22 protein-coding genes, 1 tRNA gene and 1 pseudogene are annotated in these 23348 nt (G+C 53.7%); 15 read left to right on the top strand and 9 right to left on the bottom strand.

Annotation, left to right across the window (positions count from 1 at the left end):
- Nucleotides 1-6 precede the first annotated feature (6 nt).
- The 4 genes from recQ (at nucleotide 7) to ACPJXG_RS02145 (ending at nucleotide 4794) form a co-directional block, all read left to right on the top strand.
- On the top strand, nucleotides 7-1830 hold the full coding sequence (gene recQ / locus ACPJXG_RS02160; RefSeq protein ID WP_035822620.1) for a DNA helicase RecQ: 1824 nt from the start codon (nucleotides 7-9) through the stop codon (nucleotides 1828-1830).
- On the top strand, nucleotides 1830-2324 hold the full coding sequence (locus tag ACPJXG_RS02155) for a hypothetical protein (RefSeq protein WP_425253272.1): 495 nt from the start codon (nucleotides 1830-1832) through the stop codon (nucleotides 2322-2324). The genes recQ and ACPJXG_RS02155 overlap by 1 nt, the downstream gene beginning before the upstream one ends.
- A gap of 44 nt (nucleotides 2325-2368) precedes the next feature.
- Nucleotides 2369-3346: a LysR family transcriptional regulator gene (locus tag ACPJXG_RS02150; protein WP_425253271.1), complete on the top strand. Its 978-nt coding sequence runs from the start codon at nucleotides 2369-2371 to the stop codon at nucleotides 3344-3346.
- A 161-nt stretch (nucleotides 3347-3507) separates the two neighbouring features.
- The gene (locus tag ACPJXG_RS02145; RefSeq protein ID WP_035822630.1) at nucleotides 3508-4794 is read left to right on the top strand and encodes a Glu/Leu/Phe/Val family dehydrogenase; all 1287 of its coding nucleotides are present in this window, start codon (nucleotides 3508-3510) and stop codon (nucleotides 4792-4794) included.
- Between the two features lie 183 nt (nucleotides 4795-4977).
- Here the strand turns inward: ACPJXG_RS02145 and galE are convergent, their stop codons facing one another.
- The 3 genes from galE to ACPJXG_RS02130 all read right to left on the bottom strand — a co-directional run bounded on the left by galE (nucleotide 4978) and on the right by ACPJXG_RS02130 (nucleotide 6992).
- The gene (gene galE, locus ACPJXG_RS02140; RefSeq protein ID WP_425253270.1) at nucleotides 4978-5997 is read right to left on the bottom strand and encodes a UDP-glucose 4-epimerase GalE; all 1020 of its coding nucleotides are present in this window, start codon (nucleotides 5995-5997) and stop codon (nucleotides 4978-4980) included.
- A gap of 148 nt (nucleotides 5998-6145) precedes the next feature.
- The gene (gene trmB / locus ACPJXG_RS02135) at nucleotides 6146-6826 is read right to left on the bottom strand and encodes a tRNA (guanosine(46)-N7)-methyltransferase TrmB (RefSeq protein WP_035822634.1); all 681 of its coding nucleotides are present in this window, start codon (nucleotides 6824-6826) and stop codon (nucleotides 6146-6148) included.
- Nucleotides 6827-6918: 92 nt separating this feature from the next.
- A tRNA-Gly gene (locus tag ACPJXG_RS02130) sits at nucleotides 6919-6992 on the bottom strand.
- Nucleotides 6993-7293: 301 nt separating this feature from the next.
- Here ACPJXG_RS02130 and ACPJXG_RS02125 point away from each other — a divergent pair.
- The 8 genes from ACPJXG_RS02125 (at nucleotide 7294) to rfbD (ending at nucleotide 14926) form a co-directional block, all read left to right on the top strand.
- The gene (locus ACPJXG_RS02125) at nucleotides 7294-7533 is read left to right on the top strand and encodes a hypothetical protein (protein WP_425253269.1); all 240 of its coding nucleotides are present in this window, start codon (nucleotides 7294-7296) and stop codon (nucleotides 7531-7533) included.
- Between the two features lie 300 nt (nucleotides 7534-7833).
- Nucleotides 7834-8193 (top strand): diacylglycerol kinase, encoded by a 360-nt coding sequence (locus ACPJXG_RS02120; protein WP_425253268.1) that lies wholly within the window; start codon nucleotides 7834-7836, stop codon nucleotides 8191-8193.
- Nucleotides 8194-8418: 225 nt separating this feature from the next.
- Nucleotides 8419-9837: a mannose-1-phosphate guanylyltransferase/mannose-6-phosphate isomerase gene (locus ACPJXG_RS02115; RefSeq protein WP_425253267.1), complete on the top strand. Its 1419-nt coding sequence runs from the start codon at nucleotides 8419-8421 to the stop codon at nucleotides 9835-9837.
- A gap of 76 nt (nucleotides 9838-9913) precedes the next feature.
- Nucleotides 9914-11377, top strand: a complete 1464-nt coding sequence (gene wbaP, locus ACPJXG_RS02110; protein ID WP_425253266.1) for an undecaprenyl-phosphate galactose phosphotransferase WbaP — start codon at nucleotides 9914-9916, stop codon at nucleotides 11375-11377.
- Between the two features lie 108 nt (nucleotides 11378-11485).
- Nucleotides 11486-12565 carry a dTDP-glucose 4,6-dehydratase gene (gene rfbB / locus ACPJXG_RS02105; RefSeq protein WP_425253265.1) on the top strand — a complete coding sequence of 360 codons (1080 nt, stop codon included), beginning with the start codon at nucleotides 11486-11488 and terminating at the stop codon, nucleotides 12563-12565.
- A complete protein-coding gene (gene rfbA / locus ACPJXG_RS02100; protein ID WP_425253264.1) occupies nucleotides 12565-13458 on the top strand; it encodes a glucose-1-phosphate thymidylyltransferase RfbA in 894 nt (297 codons plus the stop codon). Before rfbB ends, rfbA begins: the two co-directional genes overlap by 1 nt.
- Nucleotides 13459-13467: 9 nt before the next feature.
- Nucleotides 13468-14022 carry a dTDP-4-dehydrorhamnose 3,5-epimerase gene (gene rfbC / locus ACPJXG_RS02095; protein WP_425253263.1) on the top strand — a complete coding sequence of 185 codons (555 nt, stop codon included), beginning with the start codon at nucleotides 13468-13470 and terminating at the stop codon, nucleotides 14020-14022.
- Nucleotides 14023-14053: 31 nt separating this feature from the next.
- Nucleotides 14054-14926 (top strand): dTDP-4-dehydrorhamnose reductase, encoded by an 873-nt coding sequence (rfbD, locus tag ACPJXG_RS02090; protein WP_425253262.1) that lies wholly within the window; start codon nucleotides 14054-14056, stop codon nucleotides 14924-14926.
- Between the two features lie 731 nt (nucleotides 14927-15657).
- Here rfbD and ACPJXG_RS02085 read toward each other — a convergent pair.
- The gene (locus ACPJXG_RS02085; protein WP_425254701.1) at nucleotides 15658-15819 is read right to left on the bottom strand and encodes a hypothetical protein; all 162 of its coding nucleotides are present in this window, start codon (nucleotides 15817-15819) and stop codon (nucleotides 15658-15660) included.
- 149 nt (nucleotides 15820-15968) lie between these two features.
- On the opposite strand from ACPJXG_RS02085, the gene ACPJXG_RS02080 reads away from it, so the two are divergent.
- From ACPJXG_RS02080 to ACPJXG_RS02070, 3 genes are read left to right on the top strand one after another with little or no spacing between them, the layout of a single operon-like run.
- Nucleotides 15969-16184, top strand: a complete 216-nt coding sequence (locus ACPJXG_RS02080; protein WP_425253261.1) for a hypothetical protein — start codon at nucleotides 15969-15971, stop codon at nucleotides 16182-16184.
- A complete protein-coding gene (locus ACPJXG_RS02075) occupies nucleotides 16177-17475 on the top strand; it encodes a hypothetical protein (protein WP_425253260.1) in 1299 nt (432 codons plus the stop codon). The genes ACPJXG_RS02080 and ACPJXG_RS02075 overlap by 8 nt, the downstream gene beginning before the upstream one ends.
- Nucleotides 17454-18842, top strand: a complete 1389-nt coding sequence (locus tag ACPJXG_RS02070; protein WP_425253259.1) for a hypothetical protein — start codon at nucleotides 17454-17456, stop codon at nucleotides 18840-18842. Before ACPJXG_RS02075 ends, ACPJXG_RS02070 begins: the two co-directional genes overlap by 22 nt.
- 117 nt (nucleotides 18843-18959) lie before the next feature.
- Here ACPJXG_RS02070 and ACPJXG_RS02065 read toward each other — a convergent pair.
- The 5 genes and pseudogenes from ACPJXG_RS02065 to ACPJXG_RS02045 all read right to left on the bottom strand — a co-directional run bounded on the left by ACPJXG_RS02065 (nucleotide 18960) and on the right by ACPJXG_RS02045 (nucleotide 23285).
- Nucleotides 18960-19835: pseudogene (locus ACPJXG_RS02065) on the bottom strand (transposase).
- Between the two features lie 245 nt (nucleotides 19836-20080).
- Nucleotides 20081-21298, bottom strand: coding sequence for a hypothetical protein (locus tag ACPJXG_RS02060; protein WP_425253258.1), 1218 nt, complete (start codon nucleotides 21296-21298; stop codon nucleotides 20081-20083).
- Between the two features lie 178 nt (nucleotides 21299-21476).
- Nucleotides 21477-22403 carry a glycosyltransferase family 2 protein gene (locus ACPJXG_RS02055; RefSeq protein WP_425253257.1) on the bottom strand — a complete coding sequence of 309 codons (927 nt, stop codon included), beginning with the start codon at nucleotides 22401-22403 and terminating at the stop codon, nucleotides 21477-21479.
- The gene (locus ACPJXG_RS02050; RefSeq protein ID WP_425253256.1) at nucleotides 22400-23026 is read right to left on the bottom strand and encodes a glycosyltransferase family 4 protein; all 627 of its coding nucleotides are present in this window, start codon (nucleotides 23024-23026) and stop codon (nucleotides 22400-22402) included. The genes ACPJXG_RS02055 and ACPJXG_RS02050 overlap by 4 nt, the downstream gene beginning before the upstream one ends.
- Nucleotides 23001-23285 carry a glycosyltransferase gene (locus tag ACPJXG_RS02045; protein ID WP_425253255.1) on the bottom strand — a complete coding sequence of 95 codons (285 nt, stop codon included), beginning with the start codon at nucleotides 23283-23285 and terminating at the stop codon, nucleotides 23001-23003. The genes ACPJXG_RS02050 and ACPJXG_RS02045 overlap by 26 nt, the downstream gene beginning before the upstream one ends.
- Nucleotides 23286-23348 lie beyond the last annotated feature (63 nt).

Genomic DNA, 23348 nt, shown 5'->3' with positions numbered 1-23348 from the left:
GGCACTATGAATCAAGATCTTAACCAGCGCGCGCTGCACCTGCTGCAAACCGTTTTCGGCTACCCGGCCTTCCGCGGCCAGCAAGCCGACATCGTCGACCACGTCAGCCATGGCGGCGACGCGCTGGTGCTGATGCCCACGGGCGGCGGCAAGTCGCTGTGCTATCAGATTCCCGCGCTGCTGCGCGACGGTGTTGGCGTCGTCGTCTCGCCATTGATCGCGCTGATGCAGGACCAGGTGGACGCTTTGGCCGAAGTCGGCGTGCGCGCCGCCTTCCTCAATTCCACGCAAACCTACGAAGAAGCGAGCCGCATCGAGCGCCTGGTGCGCACGGGCGGCATCGACGTCGTCTACGTGGCGCCCGAGCGCCTGATGACGCAGCGCTGCCTGGACCTGTTCCAGGCCTCGAAAATCTCCCTGTTCGCCATCGACGAGGCGCACTGCGTGGCCCAGTGGGGTCACGACTTCCGTCCCGAATACATCAAGCTGTCGGTGCTGCACGAGCAGTTCCCGGACGTGCCGCGCATCGCGCTCACGGCCACGGCCGACCCGCAGACGCGTGCCGAAATCGCCCTGCGTTTGCAGCTGGAAGACGCGCGCCAGTTCGTCTCGTCCTTCGACCGCCCGAACATCCGCTACCAGATCGTGGAAAAGGCGAATGGCCGCAAGCAGCTGCTCGACTTCATCAACACGGAACACACGGGCGACTGCGGCATCGTCTATTGCCTGTCACGCAAAAAGGTCGAAGAGACGGCGGAATTTCTGAACCAGAGCGGCATCCGCGCCCTGCCGTATCACGCCGGCATGGAGTACGCCAAGCGCAGCGCCAACCAGGCGCGCTTCCTGCGCGAAGAAAACATCGTCATGGTCGCCACCATCGCCTTCGGCATGGGCATCGACAAGCCCGACGTGCGCTTTGTCGCCCACCTCGATCTGCCGAAAAGCATCGAGGGCTATTACCAGGAAACGGGGCGCGCGGGCCGCGACGGCATGGCCGCCAACGCCTGGATGGCGTACGGTTTGCAGGACGTGGTGCTGCAGCGGCGCATGATCGATGAATCGGAAGCGGACGACACTTTCAAGCGCGTGCTGGGCGTCAAACTCGACGCCATGTTGGGCCTGTGCGAAACGCTCAGCTGCCGCCGCATGCGCCTGCTCGAATACTTCGGCGAACCGGCTTCGCCGTGCGGCAATTGCGATACCTGTTTAGTGCCGCCCGTGTCCTTCGACGGCACCGTGCCCGTGCAAAAACTGCTGTCGGCCATCTACCGCGTCGACCAGCGCTTCGCCGGCGGCCACGTGATCGACGTGCTGCGCGGCGTGGAATCGGAACGCATCAAGACCTGGCACCACGATTCGCTGTCGGTGTTTGGCATCGGCTCGGATCTGGGCGAAGCGGAATGGAAGTCGATCCTGCGCCAGGCCATCGCGCTGGGTCTCGTCTCGGTCGACCATGAACAATACAGCTCGCTGAAACTGACGGACGCTTCGCGCCCCGTGCTCAAGGGCGGCCAGAAAGTGCAGCTGCGCCAGTACCAGAAACCGGTGAAAACCAGCAAGCGCAGCACCAGCGTGGCGAAGGGCTATGTCGAGACGGATCTGTCCACCAGCGAGCAGGCGATCTTCGACAAGCTGCGCTGGTGGCGCGTGGAAACGGCGCGCACGCACAACGTGCCCGCCTACGTGATTTTTGTCGACGCCACCCTGCGCGAAATCGCCAAGGCCAAGCCTACCTCGCTCGAGCAGATGCGTGGCGTAAGCGGCGTGGGCGAGAAAAAACTGGCCTCGTACGGCGACGAAATCGTCGCCATGATTCTGGAGATGATTTGATGGAAGATTTGATGGAAGCGCTCTCGCCGGACCTGATTTACCAGGCCGTGAAAATCCTCGGCGCCCAGCCCGACGCCGAAGACGCGGTGGAAGCGCAAGTACGTTTACTGGTGCAGGACGACCTCACCGTGCGCCGCCTGGCCGACGTGGTGCCGGAAGCCTTCGGCCTGGTGCTGGCGTCGCACCTTCCCGGCGCCGAAAACATGACCTTGCCCGATACCTTCTGCGCGCAGGACGACGACGGCGAATGGGTGGAGTTTCCCCTGCGCCGCGAGCCGATCTTTGTCGTCGCCGCAGATATCGCCCAGCACACTTTCCACAACGGCCCGCGCGCGCTGATACAAAACCTGGCCGACCGCAGCTCCCTGCTGGCGGCCATCAACAAGGCCCTGAACGCGGGCGGCTCGCTCGATGGCACGACCCTGGGGCCGCCATCCTTCTTCGGCCTGCCCGCCGCGCTGTACCAGCCGGCGGCATCGCCCGAGACGCCCTGAGCACTGCACCTTGCCCCTGCCCTTGATAAGAGAACGCTGCCGCGATGGAAACCAAATGGCTGGAAGACTTCATCTCGCTCGCTGAAACGCATAATTTCAGCCGTTCCGCGGCCCTGCGCCACGTCACCCAGCCAGCCTTCTCGCGGCGCATCCAGTCGCTGGAAAACTGGCTCGGCATCGACCTGGTCGACCGCACGTCCTACCCCACGCGCTTGACGCCGGCCGGCGCCGTGTTCTACGAGCAGGCGCTGGAAATGCTGGGACAAATCAATGGCGTGCGCGCGCTGTTGCGCGGCAAGCGCGCCGCCACGCAAACGAGCGTCGATTTCGCCGTGCCGCATACCCTGTCGCTGACCTTCATGCCGAAGTGGCTGACGGCCTTGGAAGAAGGTTTTGCACCGATCAACAGCCGCCTGATGGCCCTGAACGTGCACGACGCCGTGCTGCAACTGGTCGACGGCGGCTGCGATTTGCTGCTGTGCTACCACCATCCGCGCCAGCCGGTGCAGCTGGACCCGGGCCGCTACGACATGCTGGTGATGGGCCGCGAAACCCTGCGCGCGTATGCGCGCTGCGGCCAGGACAAGGTGCCGGACTTCGTCCTGCCCGGCAGCGCCAAGGAGCCGCTGCCCTTCCTCTCCTACACGAGCAACGCTTACCTGGGACGCATGGTGGAACTGCTGCTGGCCGATGCCAAGGCCCCGCTGTTCCTGGAAACCTGCTATGAAACGGACATGGCAGAAGGCTTGAAAATGATGGCGCTGGAGGGACGCGGCATCGCTTTCCTCCCCGAATCGGCCGTCATGCGCGACGTCAAATACAAGCATCTGGCACGCGCCGACGGCGGCGCACCAGGCTGGGAAATCGAGCTGGAAATCCGTTTATATCGCGAGCGTCCATCCAGCCTGCGCCCTGGCAAGCAGATAGTCGAAAGCCTGTGGCAGTACCTGGTGCAGGCGCAGGAAGGCAAGGCGCGCGCCAGCAAGCGCCGCAAACGCGCCACCGAGGCCGTTCGGTCCTGACTGGCAATCCTGACAATACAACTATGCAAGAAATGCATAACCGGATGCGCACAAAGCATTGGCCGGGGCATGAGGCTATCGCCTACGATGCGGTTCCGCTGCGCGCAGCTGCATCTCGGCTGTGCCTCTAACGTATTCGTATTGTCAGGAGCTTATCAAGCATGACCAGCAAGCACGCACTTCCTTCCTACCTCAATCCTGAAGACCTGGGCCCATGGGGCGTCTACCTCGAGCAGATCGACCGCGTTACGCCGTACCTGGGCAACCTGTCGCGCTGGGTGGAAACGCTGAAGCGTCCAAAGCGCATCCTGACGGTCGACGTGCCTATCGAGCGCGATGACGGCACCATTGCCCACTACGAAGGCTACCGCGTGCAGCACAATCTGTCGCGCGGTCCGGGCAAGGGCGGCGTGCGCTTCCACCAGGACGTGACCCTGTCGGAAGTGATGGCCCTGTCGGCCTGGATGACGGTCAAGAATGCAGCGGTCAACGTGCCATACGGCGGCGCCAAGGGCGGTATCCGTGTCGATCCGAAAACCCTGTCGCGCAACGAACTGCAACGCCTGACCCGCCGCTACACGAGCGAGATCAGCATGATCATCGGACCGAACAAGGATATCCCGGCGCCGGACGTCAACACGAATGAACAAGTCATGGCGTGGATGATGGACAGCTACGCCATGATCGGCGGCAATATGTCGACCGGCGTGGTGACGGGTAAACCAATTTCGCTGGGCGGCAGCCTGGGTCGCCGCGACGCGACGGGCCGCGGCGTGTTCGTCGTCGGTTGCGATGCGGCCGCCAAGGTCGGCATGTCGCTCGAAGGCGCGAAAGTCATCGTGCAAGGTTTCGGCAACGTGGGCGGCGTCGCTGCCCGCATGTTCGCTGAAGCCGGCTCGAAAGTGGTCGCGGTACAAGACCACAAGACCACCGTCGTGCACGCCGGCGGCTTGAACATCCCGCAATTGCTGGCACACGTGGCCGAAGTGGGCAGCGTCGAAGGCTTCCCGGGCGCCGAGGCATTCGTGCCACGCGAAGATTTCTGGGGCATCGATTGCGACATCCTGATCCCGGCCGCGCTGGAACAGCAAATCACGGCTGAACGCGCACAAGTCATCCGCGCCAAGATCATCCTGGAAGGCGCCAATGGCCCGACCCTGCCGGCAGCGGACGATATCCTGACCGACCGTGGTGTCTTGATCGTGCCGGACGTGCTGGCCAACGCCGGCGGCGTGACCGTCAGCTACTTCGAGTGGGCGCAGAACTTCTCGAGCTTCTTCTGGACGGAAGAAGAAATCAACAGCCGCCTGACCCGCATCATGCGCGAAGCGTTCGACTCGGTATGGCAAGTGTCGCAAGAGAAGAAAGTGTCGATGCGTACCGCGACCTTCATCCTGGCATGCACGCGCGTGCTGCAAGCTCGCGAAGTGCGCGGCTTGTATCCATAATGGCTGCCTGAGAAAATGCCTGGGGCGTTGTTGCTTCGCCTCGCCGTACTAGCGTACTGTCTTCGGCTTTGCGCCTAGCCCCAGACATTTTTCAGGCGCCATTGGGTTGCTGGCACTCTAAAAAAAATCCCGCCACACTGACGTGTGAGCGGGATTTTTTATATCTGGCCTGGCGGACTTTTTTTACGCTGCGTAGCCTTGCGGATTCTGGTGCTGCCAGCGCCAGTGGTCGCGGCACATGTCGTCGATGTTTTTCTGTGCTTGCCAGCCCAGCAATTGCTTTGCCTTGTCGGCCGAGGCGTAGCAGCTGGCGATGTCGCCGGGGCGGCGCGGCACGATGTCGTACGGCACCTTGCGGCCGCTGGCCGCTTCGAAGGCACGTACGGTGTCGAGCACGCTGTAGCCGTGGCCCGTACCCAGGTTGACGGTAAAGCCGCCCTCGGTGGAGAACAGGCGGTTCAGCGCGGCCACATGACCCAGCGCCAGGTCGACCACGTGAATGTAGTCGCGCACGCCCGTGCCATCCGGCGTAGCGTAGTCGTTGCCGAACACGGCCAGGCGCTCGCGGCGGCCCACGGCCACCTGGGCGATGAAGGGCATCAGGTTGTTCGGGATGCCGGCCGGATCTTCACCGATCAAGCCGCTGGCATGCGCGCCGACCGGATTAAAGTAGCGCAGCACGCCGACCTGCCATTGAGCATCAGCATGCACGAGATCCCCCAGGATCTGCTCGACCATCAGCTTCGAGCGGCCATACGGGTTGGTCACGGACAGGCGCGACGATTCCAGGATCGGCAAGGCTTCCGGATCGCCATACACGGTGGCCGACGAGCTGAAGACAAAACGCTTCACGTTCGCCGCCGCCAGCACTTCCAGCAGGGCCACGGTGCCCGACACATTGTTATCCATATACATCAGCGGCTGCGCCACGGATTCGCCCACCGCCTTCAAGCCGGCGAAATGGATCACGGCATCGATGGCGTGTTCGCGCAGGATGGCGGCCATGGCCGCGCGGTCGCGCACGTCCGCTTCATAGAAGGGCACGCTTTTACCGGCAATGCGCTCCACGCGCGCCATCGCTTCGCGCGCGCTGTTGCACAAATTATCCACCGCGACGACATCAAAGCCGGCAGCCAGCAATTCGACACAAGTATGCGAACCGATGAAACCGGATGCGCCGGTCACGAGTATTTTCTTGGACATAATATCAATCAATGCAAAAAAATAAGACTACCGTAATTCGCCCGCCTTGCCTAGCCAGCGCACGCTAGCGCGCGTATTAAAAAAGCCTGCGGCGTCGCCGCGGCAGGCTTATTCTCGTGCAAACGGCACAGGTGGGCAAACCGCCAGGTTATTTCTTGATGAACACCAGATCCCACACGCCATGGCCCAGCTTCAAGCCACGGTTTTCAAATTTGGTCAGCGGACGATACGCCGGTTGCGGCGCGTAGCCCTCAGCGCTATTGCGCAATTGCGGCTCGGCGCCCAGCACGTCCAGCATTTGCACCGCATAATCTTCCCAATCGGTGGCGCAATGCAGATAGCCGCCCGGCGCCAGGCGCTCGGTCAACTGCTTGACGAACGGCGACTGTATCAGGCGGCGCTTGTTATGGCGCGCCTTGTGCCATGGATCGGGGAAGAAAACGTGGATGCCAGCCAGCGAATTGGCGGGAATCATGTGCGTGAGCACTTCCACCGCATCGTGCTGCAGCAGGCGCAGATTCGTCAGCGACTCTTCGCCGATCAGCTTCAACAGACTGCCGACACCGGGCGTATGCACTTCGACGCCAATAAAATCCTTCTCCGGCATGGCTTTGGCGATATGCGCGGTCGTCGCGCCCATGCCGAAGCCGATTTCCAGGATGACAGGCGCCTTGCGGCCGAACACCTGCTCGAAATCCATCGATTCCTTGGCGAAAGGCAGCAGGAACTGCGGACCCAGGGTCTCTAGCGCGCGCGCCTGCGCCACGGAAAGCCGTCCCGCGCGGGTCACGAAACTGCGGATGCGGTGTTCGGTCGGATCGTACATCATCGGCCGCGCCGGGCCGTTTGCTGGGGTATCAGAAGACATGGGAATGGAGAAATAAGTGGCTGCGCCGCATCCAGCCAGGCGCCAGCGAAAAATGGAGCGGGTGAAGGGAATCGAACCCTCGTCGTAAGCTTGGGAAGCTTCTGCTCTACCATTGAGCTACACCCGCGAAGCCTGCATTTTACGCGGGATGGCAAGGACTTGGCAAACTTGCGGGTCGCTTTCGAATTTTCCGCCAATTCTCGCGATACTTTACAAAAAAGACAAATAAAGTCATATCGGTACCATGTCGTTTTTGTTGATATAGCACAACAATGCGGCCGGCCGGACACGATGAATCGTTTGGTATACCGCTAAAATAGAATAAATTATTGTTACCGTGAACTGTGTGGCACAGACTAGCTGGAGAAATGTTGCTACAATCGCGTGACAGTTTAGCATTCCCGCTGTTCAACCTAAAAGGATATCCCATGAAGAAAATTCTGATCGCTTCGGCAATCCTGTGCTTCGCTTCCGCACAAGCCATGGCTCAATCGGCACCAGCTCCTGCACCAGCAGCTGCTGCACCAGCAGCTGGCGCTGCTGCCGGCGGCACTGTTGCCGGCCTGAGCACGAGCGCCCTGATCGCAATCGGCGCAGCAGTTGCCGTTGTGGCTGGTGCTGCTAGCTCGGATTCGACCACCGCGCACACGACCCCAACCCACCATTAATATCTGGCTGCCCAAGCAGCGACAGATAGCCCATCCTGCAGCTTGATGTCAAGCCGAAAGGTGAAGGCTTGGTGCCGCAATAGTTGACGTACTCAAATATTTTAACTATTGCAATAAAAGCCCTTTTCATTTGAAAATGGGCTTTTTTTACTTTTTATCAAACATCAAAAAGATTGGCATCAATCTTTCTGCTATGAACGAATGATGTCATATCGTAAGGCAACGCCTGCGATTCTCATCTATTCATGAGAGATCCGCCTTCATGTCAGTAAAATATCCCGCGCCGTCACTTCAGTTGCCATGAAGAACCAGCCTTTCTTCAAGCGCTTGGGATTTGCCCTGCAGGGCATAAGCGCTGCCCTCTGCCTGGAATCGAGCTTTCGCCTGCAATGCCTGGCTGCTCTGACGGTGATCATCGTACTTTGTTGGTCCCGACCTCCCTTGATATGGTGGGCCTTGCTCTTGCTCAATTGCGGAATGGTCCTGGCTGCCGAATTGTTTAACACCGCGCTGGAGCACCTGATTGATCACCTCCATCCTTCTCTGCATCCAAGCATCAAGATTGCCAAGGACTGCGCGGCCGGAGCAGTGTTGCTCCTCAGTTTGACGGCGGTGGGCGTGTTTGTTGCTTTTTTGCTTGAAAACGTTGTACGTCAATAAGAACACAAGGGTAGCAAACTACAATACGGGACGCGCTAAAACGTGCATGTCTCTCAGATTCTATAGTGTCAAAAGAAAGTACAAAGATTCTTGTAATTTATTAAAATACTGCCCCTGCTTACAACATTGATTTTTTACTAGCATGTATGTATGCAAGCCGGACGAGTTTCAAAATATGCCAACTAAGCAATTATTCAATACCATCCAATATACCTTGATGCAGAAATGACTATTCCCCTCGTACCAGTGATTCTTTGCGGTGGTTCCGGCACACGTTTATGGCCGCTTTCGCGCGAGGCATTCCCAAAGCAGTTTCTGCGCTTGTCGACCCAGGGCAGCATGCTGCAACAAACGCTGCAGCGCCTGGCAGACATCGACAACGCGTCGCCAGCACTGCTGGTATGCAACGAATCCTCGCGCTTCATTGTCGCGGAGCAAGTGCGTGAGATCGGCCTGGAACATAGCCGCCTGTTACTCGAACCCATGCGCCGCAATACGGCGCCGGCGATCGCCTCGGCCGCCTTGCATGCGATGGAGAACGGCGAAGATCCGCTCCTGCTGGTGCTGCCATCGGACCACGTCATTCTGGATACCCCGGCGTTCCATCGGACCATTGCGCTGGCGCGTACTGCTGCAGAGGCAGGTAATTTGCTGACTTTCGGCATCACGCCAACGGGTCCAGAAACAGGATACGGCTATATTCGCGCCGAGGGCGCTGCAAACGGGCAAGTCCAACGCGTACTTGAATTCGTGGAAAAGCCGGCCCTGGCGCTTGCAGAACAATATATCGCCAACGGTGATTACTTCTGGAACAGCGGCATGTTCCTGTTCCGCGCCAGCCGCTACCTGGAAGAGCTGGAGCACTTCCAACCCGCCGTCCTGGCGGCGTGCCGCGCTGCCATTACTGCAGCAAAGAGCGACCTCGACTTCATTCGCCTGGACAAGGATGCCTACGCCGCCAGCCCCGATATCGCCGTCGACTACGCCGTCATGGAGCGCACCAGCCATGCCTCGACCATCGCCCTCGATGCGGGCTGGAATGATATCGGCTCTTGGAAAGCCGTACTCGACGTGGCAGAAAAAGATGCCGATAGCAATAGCGCCCATGGCGATGTGCTGATTCAGGATTGCAACGATTGCCTGGTACACAGCACTAGCCGCCTGGTCACCGCCATCGGCATGCGCAATACCGTGATCGTGGAAACGGCCGATGCCGTGCTGGTCATGGATGCGGACCAGGCACAACAAACAAAAACCTTGGTTGCGCAACTGGTCGCCAGGGAGCGTCCCGAGGCCACCATGCACCGTGAAGTTTTCCGTCCGTGGGGCTCCTATGATTCCATCGGCAATGGCGAACGCTTCCAGGTCAAGCGGATCACTGTCAAGCCAGGCGCCAAGCTGTCATTGCAAATGCATCACCACCGCGCCGAGCACTGGATCGTGGTCTCCGGCACGGCGCAGATCACCAATGGCGACAAGGAATATTTGTTGACCGAGAACCAGTCCACTTATATTCCCCTCGGCGTGGCCCATTCTCTGGCCAACCCAGGCAAGCTACCGCTGGAATTGATTGAAATTCAATCGGGTAGCTACCTTGGGGAAGACGATATTGTCCGCTTTGAAGACCGCTACGGCCGCGCTTGACCAAGCAAATACGTCATCACCACGCATGCGGCACCGCAAGAATTCACACTGAAGTTTATAAGGTTTAGCAAGTATCATGAAACCAATCGAAGGCATCTTTGTACAAGAAGTAAAATGGTATTGCAGCAGCAGGGCAGAAAAATATTTTCTCGCCTTTGCCGACGCGCTTGCCCTGTTCATGGCATTCTGGTTTGCTGGCAAATGGACGCTCGATGCCAGCGACTTGAACAGCTTCGGGCTGGATAGTTCGCGCCTGCTCAGTTACAGCCTGCTATCCGTGGTCACTGTGGCCATCTTCAAGCTAAAGGGGCATCATGCCAAACGCCGTCCTTATTCGAATGAAATCAAGGAACTGCTGAAGATCGCCATGGTCATGGGCCTGATCGATGCGGCCCTGGTCTTCCTCGACAAGCGCGACTCCTCGCGCGAGGCACTGTTGGCCACCTGGCTGCTGGTGCCATGCTGTGTCTTGCTGCTGCGCGGCATGGTCAAATACCTGCTGATGAAAGCGGGCGGCTGGATACGCCCCATGGTCATCATCGGATGGGGTGACAATGCCCTGCAAACAGCACGCGCCTTCGATGAGGAAGCCTTGATGGGCTATCGCCTGATTGCGTTCCTGATACCGGAAGGCCAAGACCGCCTGGAACATCATTATGTGAACCGCAGCAAGCAAGTGGTGCCCTCCATTTGGCTGGGGGAGCACCCGGAACAAACGCTCAAGCTGCTGGGCAACCCGCATACGGTTGTGGCCCTGGAGCAAGGCGGCATCGACGCCTATCAGGGCATGATCCAACAAGTCAGCCGTTGCGTTGCCAATATGCAAGTTGTGCCAGCCGTACGCGGCTTGCCCCTGTACGGTATGGAGGTCAACCATTTCTTTACACATGAAGTCTTGCTGCTGACCATGCGCAACAACCTGGCGCGGCCAGGCTTACAACTGATTAAGCGCTGCTTTGATCTGACGGCCTCGATCTGCGTGCTGATCATCGGCGCCCCCATCTTGCTGTGGATCGCGGCCAAGGTCATGGCATCGGGCAGTCCCATCTTCTACGGCCACAAACGCGTGGGCCAGAATGGCAAGCATTTTCTCTGCTACAAGTTCCGCACCATGGCCGTGAACGCCGACGTTTTGCTCAAGGAATTACTGGAACGCGATCCTGAAGCCCGTGCCGAATGGGACCGTGATTTCAAACTGAAGAACGACCCGCGCATCACCTCGATCGGCCACTTCCTGCGCCGGACCAGCCTTGATGAATTACCGCAGCTATGGAATGTGCTGAAAGGCGAAATGAGCCTGGTCGGGCCGCGCCCGGTTGTCGATGCGGAACTGGAACGTTATGGCCCCCAGGTAGACTATTACCTGGAAGCGAAACCCGGGGTCACGGGCCTATGGCAAGTCAGCGGCAGGAACGACGTCAGCTATGATACGCGCGTTTATCTGGATGCCTGGTATGTCAAGAACTGGTCTTTATTCAATGACATTGTCATACTACTGAAAACGGTTAAAGTCATTTTCAAGAAAGATGGCGCATATTAGTAGCGTTATTAAGTTAATAGTTGCATTTAAGAATATTTAATTGCCTTCGCGCTCAAGACAATTTGTCGAGGGGGCATTGTGGCAATGTTCCAGAAAAAGGATAACAGCATGATTTTAGTGACTGGCGGCGCCGGCTTCATCGGTTCCAATTTTGTACGCGACTGGCTGGCGCTCAACGATGAGCCCGTGATCAATTTTGACAAACTGACCTATGCTGGCAATCTCAGCAATTTGGCAAGCCTGGAGCAAGACAAGCGGCATATCTTTGTACGCGGCGACATTTGCGACACCGCGCACATCTCCCGCCTGCTGGCAGAACACCAGCCACGCGCCATCGTGCATTTTGCTGCAGAGAGCCATGTCGATCGTTCGATTCATAGCCCCGGCGAATTCATTTCGACCAACGTCAACGGTACCTTCAGCCTGCTCGAAGCGGCGCGCGCTTACTGGTCCGGCCTGACAGGCGAGGCCAAGGATGGCTTCCGTTTCCTGCACGTCTCGACCGACGAGGTGTATGGCACACTGGGACCGAATGACCCGCCATTCACGGAAACAACGCCGTATGCGCCCAACAGCCCATACTCGGCATCGAAAGCGGCGTCCGATCATCTGGTGCGCGCCTATTTTCATACCTACGGCATGCCGGTACTCACCACCAACTGCTCGAACAACTATGGCTCCTTCCATTTCCCGGAAAAACTGATTCCGCTCATCATCAGCAATGCCCGTGCCGGCAAAGCCTTGCCTATCTATGGCGATGGCATGCAAGTGCGCGACTGGCTGTACGTGGGCGACCATTGCTCGGCGATTCGCCGCGTCCTGGAAGCGGGACGCCTGGGCGAGGTCTACAACGTGGGCGGCTGGAATGAAATGGCCAACCTGGAAGTCGTGCACACCCTGTGCGATATCCTCGACACGCTCGATCCCAAGGCATCCGGCAGCTATCGCGAACAAATCACCTATGTACAGGATCGTCCAGGCCATGACCGCCGCTACGCCATCGATGCACGCAAGATCGAGCGCGAACTGGGCTGGAAGCCGGCCGAAACCTTCGCCACCGGCATCCGCAAGACCGTCCAGTGGTACCTGGACAACCAGGCCTGGGTACGCGATGTCCAGTCGGGCGACTATCTGAAGTGGGTAGAGAAAAACTACGCGGCGCGCGACACGGCCCAGGAGCAGCAATAATGGCAACCACCATCGAACGCAAGGGCATCATCCTCGCTGGCGGTTCCGGCACGCGCCTGTATCCCGTCACCATGGCCGTATCGAAGCAGCTGCTGCCCGTATATGACAAGCCGATGATCTATTATCCGCTGACCACCCTGATGCTGGCCGGCATACGCGACATCCTGATCATTTCCACACCACAAGATACCCCGCGCTTCCAGGAGTTGCTGGGCGATGGCAGCCAGTGGGGTATCAGCCTGACTTATGCGGTGCAGCCCAGCCCGGATGGCCTGGCACAGGCGTTCATCATTGGCAAAGAGTTTGTCGGCGATGCACCATCGGCCCTGATCTTGGGCGACAACATCTATTACGGCCATGACTTTGAAACGCAGTTACGCGAAGCCTCGGCACGCACCAGCGGCTCGACCGTGTTCGCCTATCACGTACACGATCCGGAACGCTATGGCGTCGTCGATTTCGACGCGCAACGTCGCGCCGTCAGCATCGAGGAAAAGCCACTCAAACCAAAATCGAACTATGCCGTCACCGGCCTGTATTTCTATGACAGCCAGGTGTGCGATATCGCTGCCGGCATCGCCCCGTCACCACGTGGCGAGCTGGAAATTACGGATGTCAACCGCACCTATCTGGAGCGGGGCCAACTGAACGTCGAACTGATGGGCCGCGGTATGGCATGGCTCGATACCGGCACGCATGAATCGTTACTTGAAGCGGGCCAATTCATCGCCACCATCGAGAACCGCCAGGGCTTGAAGGTTGCCTGCCCAGAGGAAATCTCCTACCGTCGCGGCTACATCGACGCGGCCAAGCTCGAGTCATTGGCACAACCCTTGAAAAAGAACGCTTACGGCCAATACCTGATGCGCTTGCTCGAAGAGAAAATATACTAAAGCCTGAAAATGAAAATTCAAACCACCGCCATACCTGATGTCCTGATCCTCGAGCCAACCGTATTTGGCGATGATCGCGGCTTTTTCTACGAAAGCTTTAACCAGAAGCGCTTTGCCGAACTGACCGGCGTCACGCGCGATTTCGTACAGGACAATCACTCCAAGTCGGCCAAGGGCGTGTTGCGCGGCTTGCACTACCAGATCCAGCAGCCACAAGGCAAACTGGTGCGCGTGACGGCGGGCGAAGTCTTCGACGTTGCCGTCGACCTGCGCAAGAGCTCGCCGACGTTTGGCCACTGGGTAGGTGTGACCTTATCCGCGGCCAACAAACGCCAGCTGTGGATACCGGAAGGCTTTGCGCACGGCTTCGTTGTCACCAGCGACAGCGCCGAGTTCCTGTACAAGACAACTGACTATTGGGCACCGGAGTTCGAGCGTAGCATCCTGTGGAATGACCCGGCGATCGGTATCGACTGGCCGCTGGACGGCGAACCGTTACTGTCTGGCAAGGACAAAGTCGGCACACTGCTGACCAATGCCGACGTCTTCGCCGAAGCACTGTAATACAGCCGCACCACCATTCACGGGAACAAATATGAGCCGTATCTTAATTACAGGAAAAACCGGCCAGGTCGGCTACGAACTGGAACGCAGCCTGCAAGGTTTGGGAGAGATCATCGCGCTAGACCGCAGCCAGATGGACCTGGCTGATCTGGACCAGGTACGCGAGGTAATCCGTCGCATCAAGCCGACCCTGATCGTTAATCCGGCCGCCTACACTGCAGTCGACAAGGCCGAGAGCGAGCCTGAACTGGCAATGCGCATCAACGGCGAAGCGCCGGGCGTGATGGCGGAAGAGGCAAAAAAGCTGGGGGCCGCGATGATCCATTACAGTACCGATTACGTGTTTGACGGATCAAAAGATGCCCCATATGTCGAAACTGATCCAACTTGCCCGATCAATGTCTACGGCAACAGCAAACTGGCCGGAGAACAGGCGATCCAGGCCGCTGGCATCCCGCACCTGATCTTGCGCACCAGCTGGGTCTATAGCACGCATGGCAAAAACTTTCTGTTGACCATGCTGCGCCTGGCAAAGGAGCGAGAAGAACTAGGTATCGTATCCGATCAGTTCGGCGCACCGACGTGGAGTCGTACCATTGCCGATACCACGGCACATATCGTGGCGCAAAGCCTGACGGCAAGCGACCAGCAAGAGTGGTGGCAGCCACGCTCCGGTCTGTATCATTTGACGGCGCAAGGAAGGACCAGCTGGTTCGGTTTTACCGAAGCGATCATGGCCCATCCTTCAATTACGAAAAAGCCAAGATTAAAACCGATATTGGCTCAAGACTATCCTGTACCAGCGACGCGTCCGATCAATTCTGTACTGTCATCACAGCGCTTGATGGATACTTTTTGTCGTATTCCTGATTGGCGGGACGCATTGAGGCTGTGTCAAAATTAAATATGACCTATAGACAGGAGTGAAAAATAGTCATTGTTCAGCCTGAGTAAACGCCGCAAATAGCACTTGTAAACGAAACTGTTTTACCGTATCGCTACGGCATGCCACTGAAGCGCCCCCATCTCTCGAGACTATCCGAAACGGACAAGGACGACCTCCATCAATGCCGACGAATCGGGGCTTCACGTGGACAGCCGGTTGCACCGGCGCAACATCGCGGCCAACGATCCCCGACATGTGTACGAGATAGCTTAAACTGCTGTCTCAAACCATGGATCCGCTATATTATTACAACGTAACGGTTGGTATATATCTGATGCCCAGCGATTTCATACTCCAAGTACAACACTGGGTTAATGAAAAGCATTCGCTAGATGTTGCAGTAATGCCATGTGATGAGTATACACGGGCAACGTCGATTCAAATCCAATCTTCGACGCACGCGTATTGGGCGACAGCGCAATATCGTTGAATCCGCCCTGGGAGTAAATCGATAAGTCAGTGCCTTTGGGCATGTACTAGTGCCGCAGACCTTTGGCGTTCTCGTTCCCCCCGTTGCCAAGGGCCCTGCGGATCGGCAAAGTCAATCGCAAGACAGTGCGCTCGGTGAGGATTTTGTACCCTGGCATCTCATAGGAGCTGCGGTTCGCACGTTATTTTCTGTGGTGACCAGAGAAGCTTGCGCTGATCCCGAACGATTTCGGGCAGGATGCTGCGGGCCTGGAGTTTGCTCAACCACTGGGAGCAATCTGACGGGCCCGGCACTGGAATGGTACCCGCTTGGCATGGTAGTCACTGGCGACAGCGGTGTGTGTGATTTCGTAGCAAATCGTGCTGACCGAACGGCAAAGATGTTTAACAATGGCTCGATTGGAGTACAGGTTATCGCGCATGGTCATGACGGCTGCACGCTCTTGGATGGCGACATGCTGTTAGATTTTCGCCATGGCGGCACCTTACAGCAGAAGGTGTTGCACTTGTTTTTTGAGAACGCCACCAATGGTATTTTTCCTGATACATGCATTGAAAAGGTACAGAAGTAATGAAATTTATTTACATCGATTTAAAGATCGTCTTGCGTGCGGTACTGATCTGTGTAGCTTTTTCTTCCCCGGCTTATGCCTATGTTGATCCCGGCTCAGCCCTCCTGCTGCTACAGAGTATTTTTGCCATCATTGGTGCAGCATTAACATTTCTCAAGAAGCCTCGGCAAATGATCGCCAAGCTGTTTAGTCGAAAGAAAAATAACGATGCGTGATCCTGAAGGCACGATTGAATTTCAGGGACAAAAAGTCATTCGTCGCATCCACCCCACCGCCACCGCCAAGCAATTTCTTCTATCGAAAGCTGCTGCGACGCTCGTAGAAGCCGGTCGGCTGATTCCGTTCGAGTTCACCGCGCCCGAAACAGTCGAGTCGCCTAAGTTGCCTTTCGTCAGTTACCCCTTTGAGTGGTGTGACGCACAACTTTATTTGGCGGCACAACTCACGCTAGATATCTCGCGTGAAATTCTCGGTGCTGGACATGAACTGAAAGACGCTTCCGCATGGAACGTAATTTTCCAGGGCAATCAACCCATATTCTGTGATCACCTTTCGTTCCAGCCGATTGTTACGCCGCAGTGGTGGGCGTTTGGTCAGTTCACTCGTCATTTTCTGCTGCCACTTGCAGTGTCGCAGCAGCGCGGCTTGAAGCCACACCAAACTTACAGCACCTATCGCGATGGCATTCCACCGGATGTTGCTCGTACTTTGCTAGGTCTCAAACGATACATGACACGATACTGGCCACTCATGGTGGCAAGCAACAACAAATCCCAAGCTCGCACTCAAGTACCGGCAAAAGATGGTAAACATCTACATGGCAGTCTTTACGGTTTCTGCCAATCCATGCTCAATGGTGGAAAACCCAACCAAGCGCGTAGCCATTGGGCTGACTATACCGACACGCGCCATCACTATACCGACGAAGCTTCCACTGCAAAATTTCAAAAGGTAGGCGAATGGCTGAAAAACACCGCACCTGCTTGGGTGGTGGACCTCGGCTGCAACACTGGAGAATTTACGGTTCTGTCGGCCGGAACCGGCGCCGATGTAATCGCCGTCGACCTGGACCATGACGCCATTCAAAAGCTTGTGCTTTCGCAAAGCAACGCCACGAATATTCACCCTCTCGTCACCAATTTGGGGGATATGGTTGGCGGGCGCGGTTGGTGCGGTGATGAATTTCCTTCGCTCATGACTCGTCTGCATCAGCGCGCCGACATGCTGTTGATGCTGGCGCTCATTCATCACCTGGCGATATCTGAAGGTATTCATATGGAGAAAATTGCGCAGATGGCGGCACACATTACGCGCGAGTTCCTGATCGTTGAATTACTCGATGAAAATGATCCGATGGTCTTGCACCTGTGCAGCCAGCGCAAGCGCGAGCCCAAGGAGTTTTCTGTGGCTGTACAAATGGCGGCCTTTAGTCAATATTTCAGTACGGTTGCAAGCTATTCCGTACCGAATACACTGCGCACGCTATGTCTGCTCAAGAAACTGTGACCGAAATACAGGCAGGGCAGCCGCTTTATGCAGCGACCTTGGCGTTGCTCACGCTACTGTTGCTTAGGCAGACTGACTGGATCTGGAGCAGCCTGTACTTTCAGCATCACGCAGCAAGCGAAATCACCCTCGCTTTCGGGCTGCTGGTTGTCTTTGTTATCGTTTGTGTTGCACTGCTGCGCCGTGGATTGGGGCAAGCCACAACAATAAAATTTATAAACGTCGGTATAGCCCTGTTGTTGACCTTTATCGGGTTCAATTACCTTAAGCAGTTGGAATTGATTCCGATGCAAAGCAATGCCTTGCAAAAAACACTCGCAGTGGCATCGGCTATCATTGCGAGTTTATTAACCCTCAAAATCAGTATTGACACTTGGAAACGTCTGTACTTGGCTGGAATCGTCGGAGGAATGATTTTCATCTTTTTCCCAGTGGTGCTTGCGCACACGAATGCCTCCACTGTCTACTGGCCAAGCCCAAGCGATCAACCACCGACAGTAGCGGCTCCAAATATGCCATCGCAAAACACGATTGTTTTGCTGTTAGACGAACTCAGTGCCAGCGCAGCCGGGCCTGTTGTCAAGCAACTGCAAGCAGCCGGATTACATGTCACAGTAAAAAATATAAATCCAGCGGGAAAGAACACGATCAACGTTATTCCCGCAATTTGGATGAGGACAAATTTTGACCAATCAGTGGCTTGTGGGCCCACGCAAATCTGCAGTACAAGCAAAGTATTGGATTTTTCTAAAGTAAAGGCTAGCTCGGAGAATATTGACATCGTGGGTTTCTATCACCGCTATTGCTCCATTCAAGGTCTTCGTTCCTGCTCTTTTTCTCCTTTTCCAATAAAGTCAGCTGGCATAGAATTGGCCTGCAGCTTCCCTGGGGTCAACGAACTGGATTTCTGGAATTGCGAAGCCTCCGAGTCAGACAGAAAAACATTTCTGGCCTTACGTGACGGCATGAGCAAAACGCTGATGGAAGCGCCTTTCTGGCAAAAAGGAGGAATTCTATTTGCACATCTTCAGGTGCCACACCCGCTAATGGGGATTCCTTTGAAGACCTTGAGTGTAGAATATGCTGACAACATTAAAGAGGGTGCTTCAATAGTTGGACTGGTGGCGCAAAGAGCCAAGTCGGTATTTGGAGACAATTTCAGAATTATTGTATTTTCCGATCACCCCTTGCGGCCAGAAATTTGGTGTGCCGACAAGACCTACGTAACACTCAAGTGCAAACCTGACTCGTCACAGATATCAAATCAAGTACCGCTTATCATTGCAAATATGAACGGCAAGGCACCACTAAAGATCGAAAATAATATCGCTGTATTCGATCTTTTGTACCAGTTTGATTCTAAGTAAGCGTCCGGCCACCTCCCTTCCGACTACCCAAAATTCGCTTGTATGCTTTCAGCGTTTCTGTTAATTTTTTCACGTGAGGGTCCCTCCCCCATTTTTAGAGCGCGCTAAGAATAGAGGTTAAACGGCCAAGGCGAATTTCTGTTTCGGGATGATGCCGATAATTGCCATGTTGGCCCTATAGTGATAGTAAGTCCACAGCCAGCGGATTGAAAAATTTAGGATTCATCGAGGGTTTCAAACAATGATCGGCCACAATCGTAACGCACAGTGCGATTTTAGCACTCAACATAGGCATTCTGTTGTGGCTGTCCGGGGTTCGATAAAGTCGATGCGAATGCCGTGCTTAGTGGACCAGGCCAACGTCACGGCGCTGATTTACTTCGGGCCATTATCGCAGCGAATGACCCTAGGCTTGCCATGCCATTCGATGACCCTGTCGAGAGAACGAATAACGCGTTCGGATGTCAGCGAGAAATCGACTTCAATGCCAAGCCCCTCACGGTTGTAATCGTCTATCACGTTAAACAAACGAATGTTACTGCCAAGCCAAAATCCCAGCTGCACTGGTTGGTGCAAGACGGCCACAATGGTGTTTTTCACATCGAGCCTGGCGCGATAGCGTATAGCAAGTCTGACTGATGCTAAAGGCTTGGCAGGCCACAGTCTTATAGTAGCTGTGCGCTGGACTACGGCCCATTGCGCCATCTCCTGCCGCCGAGATGGCGCTACCATTCTCTTGTCAGCGCCTCCACAACGATCTCAACCGTCAACCGATCTCGGACATACATCTTCTTCAGGCGCCAGTTCTCGTCCTCCGGCTCCTTCATGCGGGCCATCAGTGAGGCATCCATGCCGCCGAACTTTGAGTGCCATTTGTAGAAACGCGGCGTCGCTGATGCGATGCTCGCGGCACAGATCTGGAACTGTTGAGCCACCTTCGGCTTTCGTGAAGATGGCGATGATTTGGCTATCGGTAAAACGGGACCTCTTCATGCAGAAATTTCACAAAATCTGAGTTTGAAAAATTCCACTTTTAAACGCGATCATTTGGTGGAGGGATTAGAAAATTAAAACGACAAGCATGCGGATATCAGAATCAAGTCACAAGGCTGTGGTTTATGAAGCGCTTACATGACGATGGCACGCTCCCGTTCGCTATAAATGCTTATAGGTTTCTGACATGGCGTCACGTTACAAGCTGATGGTATTGCACTTGGTTCTGGCCAGTACTCAGCAATTCAATTTTCGATACGTCGGTAGCGCAATTGGCTAAATAAAATCAGCCAAAAACCCAGCCACACGCCATTCATGGCTGAAACAAGCGTATGCCCGACCGTAAGCCCCAAAATAATAATAGAAAAAATAAGCGTCTTCAACTCCGGTGTAGCAGAGCCCCATCTGCGAAGCCCTGTACAGCGACAAATTGTCATGATCGTCAACATCAACCCCAACAATCCGACACGCCCTAAATAATCGAAAATATCGATTTCATACATGAATGTTCCTGGGCTTTCCAGACCGAATATTTTTATTTTTTCCTTGATTTGAAGCCCAAAAATTAAATCATTTAAATTGTTAAGGTTATTAAAATAAAGAGCTACTTTCAGATCCCTGAAAGATAGCAGACTACTCAACAAACCACTTTGTTCATATACACGGATTAGTTGATCATAGTTAAAGGCCACAAGAAAACTACCAATATAAAATAGTAAAAAATAACCAACACCTATTCCAATAATTAAAAAAATACTGATATACATCAACGGACGTAGCCGAAGTGAAAATTTTTTTATATTTATAGGAAAAGAAAAATTATGAGTAAAGTAAAAATAGATTATAGGAACAATTAAGGCACCCAATAGTGCGGTTTTAGATCCCAATCCAAGAAAAAACAAACCCAGCAATGCAATAAAGGTAAGGATCTTGCGACCGACTCCCCATAGATACATCGCATAAATTAGAATAAAAAGATAAAATACGCTAGTATCATTTTCAGCGAAAAAGAGGCCTTTGTATCCACCTCGCTGCTCACCATATGCCTTGAAAAATTTTAGGCTCAATAGATATCCTGCAAACTGGCAAATTACGCTCAAAATGAAAGTTGCAACAACCACATATAAAACACAGTTTAAAAATTCTTTCCTATTCCGTCGCTCATAAAACAATAATAACCAACCAATAAAGAAAAAAATCCTCGAGAAAAAAACCGCATCATCCATAAGATACGATTCCAAAGAATTAGTCGCAATTAAAAATTCCCGAATAAAAAAAATTCCTGCAAATGCCAAGGTGATCGCCCAACTATACAGTGTTCGATAATTGGCGACTATTAGTAAGAGTATGCTCCCTTTCAACAAAGCTACAACCGGACTTTGAATACCTGCGTATGCGAAGACGTTTGTCAAGAAATCAAGGGAAACTGACCCTATCACACCTATCAGCAGTAAAAAATCCATTTTACTAAGTCTGCTTATCGGTAACACAGGTATACTCCAACGCAGAGGATGTATTAAATGCATAATATTGCGGATCTTTAAATTGAAACTTAATTTAAATTGAAAATTTTACAATTCAACCCAATAAAAATTAATAACTAAATATAAATTTAATTATCATTAATTTATCGCGAATACTTTATTTATTTTTTAACCAATAACCTTTATACATACTCAGCATTTTTTTCATCCGGGTAGGAAAATATTGCTCGTGACGTCCTATTTTATAACCAATGTATTTAAAGAACGTCCGAATCAGGGATGATGGCATCAGATACCATGCATTTTTTTTCACATATTGCATCTCGGAACGCAAATAACGAATACCTTCTCCGCCCACTTGGCCGAACTCTTTCAACAGCCATGGTTCACGTGCGTGTAAAACACCAATATCAAAATAGCGTTTGAATTCCTGGGCATAGGTGTAATGATGCGAATGATAAACGGCAGCACTAGCTTCATAGGCAACAACCCTTCCAGAAAGTAAAAGTTTTGCCGCTACTATAGTATCCTCGCCTAAAATAACATTGGTAGGAAAGCCGCCTACATTTATCAAATCTTTTACCCGATAAGCAGAAAATGAATTGGATATGAATATAGACTTAAAGCCCAGCTCATTTTTTGAAGCCAGTGATTTCAATAGGCTTCGCTCTGCATAATTAAATATGCGTGCGTGCGCCTCACTTGGACGACTGCCTATATGTGGTAATTGACGCCCATAGGCAGCAGCAACATTTTCATTCTCTGAAAATATCCGTACCAAATTTCGCAAAGAATGTTCATCATGCAATAAAGCATCTTGCGTCATGAAGATTATAATATCAACTTGCTTCGCAATTTTCTGAACAGCAAGCTGCCGCGTGCCACCATGATTAAACTCACTCTTATCAATAGTCTGTAATTCGAATAAGTCATGTGTAGCCTGCGTCATTGAACCATCATTTGAGCCCGAGTCGATGATAAGACGTACATCAGGCAACAACGACTGTACCTTCATTTTCTCCAACCACTGCTGCCATAAAGGACCAGGGTTATAAGTCGGAATAACGATACCAATTCTATTCATTTTTTACCAACTTCATCAATGATATTCCAGAATTTCTCTGATGACTGATTCCATGAAAAATCTTTTGCCCGATTTAAGCCAGCATTTATCAAGTTAGCCCTCAAATCAGAGTCATCGACGATTCGGTTCATTGCGGTGGCAATAGCGCGAACGTCCAGCGGGTCGACCAGCAATGCCGCGCCACCGGCAATTTCAGGCATGCAGCTGAGATCAGAGGTGATCACCGGGACACCGGTCGCCATCCCTTCAAGAATTGGCAAGCCAAACCCTTCATACAGGGAAATGTAGACTATTGCCGTCGCGCCCTTGTAGTAGCGAGGTAGATCCTCATCCTGGATAAAGCCAGATGTTTCCACCAAGCCATTTACAGCGAACTGCTGCATCATTTTTCTCAGGTCATCATCCAATTTACCAGAAAGCAATAATTTGATACCCAGCGACGGTAATTTTGAAAGAGCATATGCTTCTATCATCCGGGATATATTTTTATACCCCCTTCGATTTCCGGCATAGAATATATACGGATAACCTAATGATACCGGGATAACATCAACATTGAACGATTTCTCGACAGCATTATATATAACCTCGATTTTCTCAGGATTGAAGCCCCCCCCAGGCAATCAGTTCTTTTTTTGTACATTCCGAGACGGTTATTATTTTTGAGCATTTTTTATAAAGATTCTTCAATATATAATTGTAATATGCTTTATGCACCCAACTATAATAATGCAAATGTATCAAATCATGTACGGTGACAACATCAGGAGTTCTCGGATGAAAAGGAGCAATGAAACCCGGGGACCAAAAAACATCTGTTTTCAAACCGCGCAACTCTGCACCGAGCTTCAGGGGGAGAAAGCGGATCTGAAATTTTTCCATCATATTTCAAAGGCACTAACTCTACCTTTGCTGGCTTTCTTTTTATCAAAGCGGCAGCAACAG

It is taken from the genome of Janthinobacterium sp. NFX145 (assembly GCF_049810325.1).
Taxonomy (GTDB): domain Bacteria; phylum Pseudomonadota; class Gammaproteobacteria; order Burkholderiales; family Burkholderiaceae_D; genus Janthinobacterium; species Janthinobacterium rivuli.
This window is presented reverse-complemented; position numbering and strand designations above follow the sequence as displayed.